This window comes from Nostoc sp. (genome assembly GCF_036916985.1).
Classification (GTDB): domain Bacteria; phylum Cyanobacteriota; class Cyanobacteriia; order Cyanobacteriales; family Nostocaceae; genus Nostoc.
The window spans coordinates 114,001-120,108 of sequence record NZ_JBALFD010000067.1 but is presented as its reverse complement, the minus strand read 5'-3'; the positions used below and the strand labels follow the sequence as shown (position 1 = coordinate 120,108).

At 45.3% G+C, this 6,108-nt stretch carries 5 protein-coding genes; 1 reads left to right on the top strand and 4 read right to left on the bottom strand.

The genetic code is table 11. The features are described 5' to 3' along the window. A partial coding sequence (locus tag V7L07_RS23070; protein ID WP_335061190.1) for a hypothetical protein occupies positions 1-244 on the top strand: 244 nt, incomplete at its 5' end. Here the strand turns inward: V7L07_RS23070 and V7L07_RS23065 are convergent. From V7L07_RS23065 to V7L07_RS23050, 4 genes are all read right to left on the bottom strand, one after another. Then, positions 241-933 carry an ABC transporter ATP-binding protein gene (locus tag V7L07_RS23065; protein ID WP_335061189.1) on the bottom strand — a complete coding sequence of 231 codons (693 nt, stop codon included), beginning with the start codon at positions 931-933 and terminating at the stop codon, positions 241-243. The two genes, V7L07_RS23070 and V7L07_RS23065, sit on opposite strands and share 4 nt — an antisense overlap. Before the next feature lie 5 nt (positions 934-938). Continuing rightward, positions 939-2,234: an ABC transporter permease gene (locus V7L07_RS23060; protein ID WP_335061188.1), complete on the bottom strand. Its 1,296-nt coding sequence runs from the start codon at positions 2,232-2,234 to the stop codon at positions 939-941. A gap of 40 nt (positions 2,235-2,274) precedes the next feature. Further along, positions 2,275-3,774, bottom strand: coding sequence for an efflux RND transporter periplasmic adaptor subunit (locus tag V7L07_RS23055; RefSeq protein WP_335061187.1), 1,500 nt, complete (start codon positions 3,772-3,774; stop codon positions 2,275-2,277). A gap of 1,019 nt (positions 3,775-4,793) precedes the next feature. Continuing rightward, positions 4,794-6,101 (bottom strand): CO2 hydration protein, encoded by a 1,308-nt coding sequence (locus V7L07_RS23050; RefSeq protein ID WP_335061186.1) that lies wholly within the window; start codon positions 6,099-6,101, stop codon positions 4,794-4,796. Positions 6,102-6,108: the final 7 nt, after the last annotated feature.

Here is a 6,108-nt window from a genome sequence, read left to right as displayed (position 1 = left end):
AATAGCAAATGCTGTCTCCGAAATAGCAAATGCTGTCTCCGAAATAGCAAATGCTGTCTCCGAAATAGCAAATGCTGTCTCCGAAATAGCAAATGCTGTCTCCGAAATAGCAAATGTAGTCTCCGAAATAGCAAATGTAGTCTCCGAAATAGCAAATGCTGTCTCCGAAATAGCAAATGCTGTCTCCGAAATAGCAAATGCGATGCCTGCTAAAGGCTACACATCGCCATTTCCATGCGTTTAACTCAAAGCCGCGATCGCTCTCTCAACAATCACCCCATCCTGCATTTGAATCACCCGCTTTGTCTGATCTGCTACCGTTGCATCATGGGTAACAATTGCGATCGTAGTTCCCTGTTGATTTAATTCCGTTAGCAAATTCATAATCTCGTGAGAAGTTTTGGAATCTAACGCCCCTGTTGGTTCATCTGCCAACACTAAGGCAGGATGATTCACCAGCGCCCGTGCGATCGCTACTCGCTGTTGCTGTCCTCCCGAAAGTTGGCTAGGGCGGTTTGTTAAGCGATCGCCTAATCCAATCTTTTCTAAGGCTACAGTCGCGGATTGTATTCGTTCTGATCGGGATACATCAGCATAAATCATCGGCAGCATGACGTTCTCTAGTGCCGTCAACCGAGGCAACAAATTGAATTGTTGAAACACGAAACCAATATATTGATTGCGGATATCTGCAAGTTCATCATCATCCAGGGTTGTCAAATCTCTACCGTCTAAGATATATTGTCCACTCGTAGGACGATCCAGACAGCCGATGATGTTCATCAGTGTTGATTTACCTGAACCCGAAGCCCCCATAATCGCCACATATTCCCCATCTTCAATCGATAGATCAATTTCCTTCAGAACGGGGACATCTAATTCTCCCAAGTGATAGGTTTTTGTGATGCCCTCCATTAAAATCATGTTTGCCATAGTGATTACTCATTGTGTAGTGCTGAAATCGGATCTAATTTGGCAGCATTACGCGCTGGGATGCCGCCTGCCAGAATACCAACGACGAACGAAAGGCTAAACCCTGTCCCAATTGACCATAACGGCACAATAAACGGAAATTTAAACACAGTTGCAGCCGCAAATGCGAACCCAATGCCCAATCCCACGCCAATCACACCGCCAACTGTGGAGATGACGATCGCTTCGGTCAAAAACTGCCTTAAAATATCTGTGCCGGTTGCACCCACAGCTTTGCGAATGCCGATTTCTCGCGTTCGTTCCATCACCGAAACTAGCATGATGTTGGCAATGCCAATGCCGCCGACAATCAGAGAAATACCTGCGATCGCACCCACCATCAAGGTAAAGGAACCCATGACGCTGCTGAAAGTGCTGATAATATCAACTAGATTGGTAATCCGAAAATCATCGACGGCTGACGCATGAATGCCATGCCGTAAACGCAGAATATTTGTCACCTGAAATTGAGCCGAGTTCAGTTGATCGCCGTCAGGCGCTTCTAACCAAAATCCATTAATTGCCACACCCGTTAAGGCGTTATTGCCCACAATTTGGGCAGACATATTGGTTAAGGGGATATAAATCACATCGTCAAGATCCTGTCCACCCGAAGTTCCCTTGGATTCTGCTACCCCTACCACGGTGTAGCGCTTGCCCCGAATCCGTAAATCAGCCCCAATCACGGATTCATTTGTGTTAAATAATTCATCTAGCACTGTGGAACCGAGAAACGCCACAGGGCGGCCAGCATCCAAATCCCCTTGACTAAAAAAGAGTCCCGTTTGGGGATGAATATTTTTGATGCTTGGGTAGTTTAAATCCGTGCCTAAAAGGGTGGTGGCAATGTTGGTATTGCCCCGAACGACCTGAATTGAACCGCGTTGTAAGAATGCTGAAACCGATTTAGCGGCTGGGACTTGTTTAGCGATCGCCTTAGCATCTTCCCACGTCAGTGTACTGGCTGAACCCGCCCCTAGACTGATGCCGCCTGTTCTGGCTGCCCCCGCCGAGACTACCATCACGTTGGTTCCCAGAGCTTGGATTTGCAACTCCGTTGACTTCTGCACACCCTGTCCCACGGCGGTAATCGCAATCACCGAGGAGATGCCAATAATCACGCCCAACATAGTCAAACCTGTCCGCAGTTTGTTGCCCAAAAGCGTTTCGACTGACATGATCAGAACTTCACCGAAAGAGATTTTGCCCTTTCGTGGACGGCGCGGACGATTTGTTGTTTGTAAATTAGTAAGTTTTTTCATTATGGTTCTTAAATAATTCGTAATTACGAATTACGAATTATTATGAACGTCTGCCATTAGATGTAGAAATCTTGCGGGTTCCAGGTGGAAAGCTGAGTAAGACGTGTTCGTTTCCAGTTAAGCCAGACTTTACCTCGGTTTTGTCATTCACCGTTGTCCCAACTACAATCGGCACAAAGACTGAATCGCCTTTGTCCTTGGCCACAAATACGCCCTGAGAATTGTTTTGTTGAACGATCGCCCCAGTCGGTACCACCAGCACATTTTTTAACTCTCCAGCTTTAAAGTCCACAGTGACATTCATCCCCGATCGCAGCAAACCTTGGGGATCTGGCACTGATGTCTTCACCTCAAAGCTGGTAACGTTTTGCACAACATCTGACTGAGTGGCAATTTGCGTCACCTGTCCGGTAAAAGTTTTCCCCGGATAGGCATCTGCCTGAATTGTCGCAACTAGACCCATGCGAATTTGGGCAATGTTCGCTTCTGCAACCTGGGCAACAATCTGATTCGTGGATGCGAGAGCCAAGATGGAAGATGATGAAGCAGAAGAAACGGAACTACCCGCCGTGGTAGGCGTGACAAATGAGCCAGGATCGGCAAATTTCCGGGCGATAATCCCACTAAAGGGGGCGCGGATCACCATATCATTGATATCTGTCTCGATAATTTGCACGGCTCCGCCCGCCGCCGCAACTTGGGCGCGGGCTTGCTGAATGTCCTCCGGTCGTGATCCTGCTTGGGAGAGCGCTAGAGCCTCCTGTTTCTGTTTGACGACTGCCTCGGCTTGAGTAATCTCTTCTGGCCGAGTTCCCGATCGCATCAATGAAGCAGCTGCTTGTGTTTGCTTTACTTGAGTCTGGGCGCGATCGCGGCTAGTACGGAAGGTATTCAGACTTTGGAGAGCGATCGCACCTGAGTTATAGAGTTCTTGATTTCTTTTAAGATCATCGTTAGCTTGAAGCAGGGCATATTGAGCATCTCTTAACTGGGCTTGGGCTTGGGCAACTTCCTGAAGTCGATTTCCATTCAGTAATTTTTGGAGATTTGCGTCTTGTTCAGCCAGTTGTGCCTTTGCTGTGGCGATATCTTGAGTGCGATTCCCATTGAGTAATTTTTGCACATTTGCTTCAGCCGCCGCCAGATTTCCTTGAGCCTGCCGTAATTGCCCCTGAAGATTCGAGGCATCCATGTAAGCAAGCACCTGCCCAAGTTTTACAGAATCGCCTTCTTTAACCAGTAGTTGCTTCAGAATCCCTGACGTTTTGGGGCTTACATTAACTGAACGTTCGGGTTCCACAGTTCCATTTGCAGAAACCGCGATCGTGAGATTGCCCCGCTTAACTAAAGCCGTTTGAATCTTCAGCTTTGCTTGCTGTTGAGGCACTACAATCAGTTGGTAATAAGTGAGATAGCCAACGCCAATCATGGAAATCAATATCAGTAAACCAAGTAGCCATTTATTTGCTTTTAGCTTACTCAGTCCATTCGGCTTTAGTTCTTTAGGCTTTAGTTCCTTCGGTTTTAGGGCGATGCTCATAAGTGGTGTCTCTAATTTCAGAGAGCAGCAAGTGATTAGGGTGTATAAAAACTGTCTATATGATTTGACGATTTTAGAAAGTTATCAGAAATAATTCAGGTGTCAGGAACCAGAATGGTCTACGCCTCGTTGCGCTAACAGAATTGAATTACATTTGATTGTGAATTTTGCATTTTTCTTCAATATTCGCTCTATTTTTATTAGTAATGAGAGCTTTATTTAATGGAGTACTCTTTTCAGTATGACAAAGTGATGTTTGATTTCTAGGGTTATTTGATTGATTAAAAAAAATCTCACTTTTTATCGAAACAGGATTCAGGTGTCAGGAGTCAGAATGGATTCCAATACTTGTCGGTTAAGGGAAAAAGGGGAAGGGGAGAACAATTTTCAGATGCGGTACGATATTCATCGCGAGTAGGGGCACGGCAATGCCCATAGGTGTCAACTTAACGTGAAACCGCTTGTCCGCCGGGAATTGAAATTCCCGTCTCATAGCTAAAGTCATCTGAAGATGACTAAATATCGTCAAAAATCTCCAGTCTACTTCAGTAGACTTAAGCTGTTAGCCCGGAAATAAATTTCCGGGCGGGCATGGAAGCCAACAGATAAGCTATTTCCAGCTTAAATTGACACCAATGCAATACTGTTCGGTTAAGCATTTTTAACTCGGAATTGGGTTTGGGGAAAAGGTTAAAGGTTAAAGGTTTTTTCTTTTCCCTTTCGCCTTCCCCTTTTCCCCTTAAGCGACAAGTATTGGACACCAATGGGCAATGCCCATAGGTGTCAACTTAATGTGAAAGCTAGTTCTAAACTTGCTTTTAAATTGCCTCGTTCCCAGTCGGAGACTGGGAATGCCCGTCTTTGAGGCTCCGCCTCTCTTCCTGGCGGCAGAGTCGCTTTTGAGCAGCATTTCCAGCCTCCGGCTGGAAACGAGGTTTTAAAGGAGTTTTAGCTTAAGTTGACACCAATGGGCAATGCCGTACCCCTACGGGTGTACCTCACGCGTTGTCGGGAAACAATTATCTATAATCTTGACTTTGAATACTCCCTAAACGAGCAGCATCACGAATGTTATACTCAGGTCGAGTAAAGCGATTTAACTGCATTTCAAAAAAATCTCGATTGGCTTGCAAATGTTTGGGATTTTGGTCATCTAAAGGATATAAAAGTGCCGTTCGCAAGGCTTGAATTACCGCAGAAGTGACACAGTACATCGACCGTTGAAAACTAACTCCCAACTGAATCAACATATCTTCTTCACCCCGGCAATGTTGGCTGTAGTAATCAACAAGATATGGTGGCAAAAAATGCAACATATCTTGCATTAATAATGTGGGAGGAATGCCAGCAGTACCTACTGGAAATACATCAGCGTAAAGAATACCATAGTGAAAGTCTTTCTGGTCTTCTGGTACTTGACGTGCTTGAGCATTATAAGATTTTGTCCCTCGGAAGGGTGCGGTGCGGTAGAAAACTGCTTCGACATAAGGTAATGCGGCTTCATATAGCCACATAAAACCCTTGGATTTAGGGACAATTTCGTAGCATTCGCCACGAATATAAACGTGATGGTAAATCGGACGACCTGCGATCGCAAATATACCATTAACTATGAAGCTCATCGCCTCTGGGACACTGCTAATCGTACCTTCGTCATAGCGGTCGGACATTTCAAAGAATACTGGGGCCATGATTTCCCAGAACAAGCCCAGATTAGCGTAGTATGACATCTGGCGGCACTGTTCCAAAAACATATCTGGGAACAGCTTGTAAAGTCCCAGCATGACAGGGTTCCCTTGGAAGTAAGCTTTAATTGCCCTGTCGGCGTTGGCTTTGTATTCGTCTGAATCTAGGTAAGGGTCAAATTGTCCACCCATCCCTCTGTGCCACAACATCGCCCGCATACAAGCTTCTGCAAATTCCATGTTAATGCGATCGTGGAACAAGTGATGCAACAACTTTGGCATTTTGAAAGTTTCACCCTTCTCAATAAATGCCAAAAGTTCGGGATGTGCAGTAGCTTCGCCGCGCCAAATTCGTAAATCGGCATCATCACCAGCGTAATGATTATGCAGTTCTAAATACTCTTTGGGCAAGAAGTATTTAAAGAATGGTAACGGGTTTAAAAATTCGCGTTCGGCAATATAAAGTAGGTCACGCCAGTAAAAATCCATCGGTACAGCATAAGCTTTATACAAACCGATGATTTGCATTAAATTTTCTGGGGTATCGGGTAACATTGCGCCGCCTGCTTCTAAACGGTGAATTACTTCGGCAAATTCGTGATTAGAAGGAGGTAATTTAATTGCTGTTTTAATTGCTGTCATGTTATTT

Coding starts and splice junctions, on each gene's coding strand:
- V7L07_RS23065 (WP_335061189.1), bottom strand. CDS start 933: ATGGCAAACATGATTTTAATGGAGGGCATCACAAAAACCTATCACTTG.
- V7L07_RS23060 (WP_335061188.1), bottom strand. CDS start 2,234: ATGAAAAAACTTACTAATTTACAAACAACAAATCGTCCGCGCCGTCCA.
- V7L07_RS23055 (WP_335061187.1), bottom strand. CDS start 3,774: ATGAGCATCGCCCTAAAACCGAAGGAACTAAAGCCTAAAGAACTAAAG.
- V7L07_RS23050 (WP_335061186.1), bottom strand. CDS start 6,101: ATGACAGCAATTAAAACAGCAATTAAATTACCTCCTTCTAATCACGAA.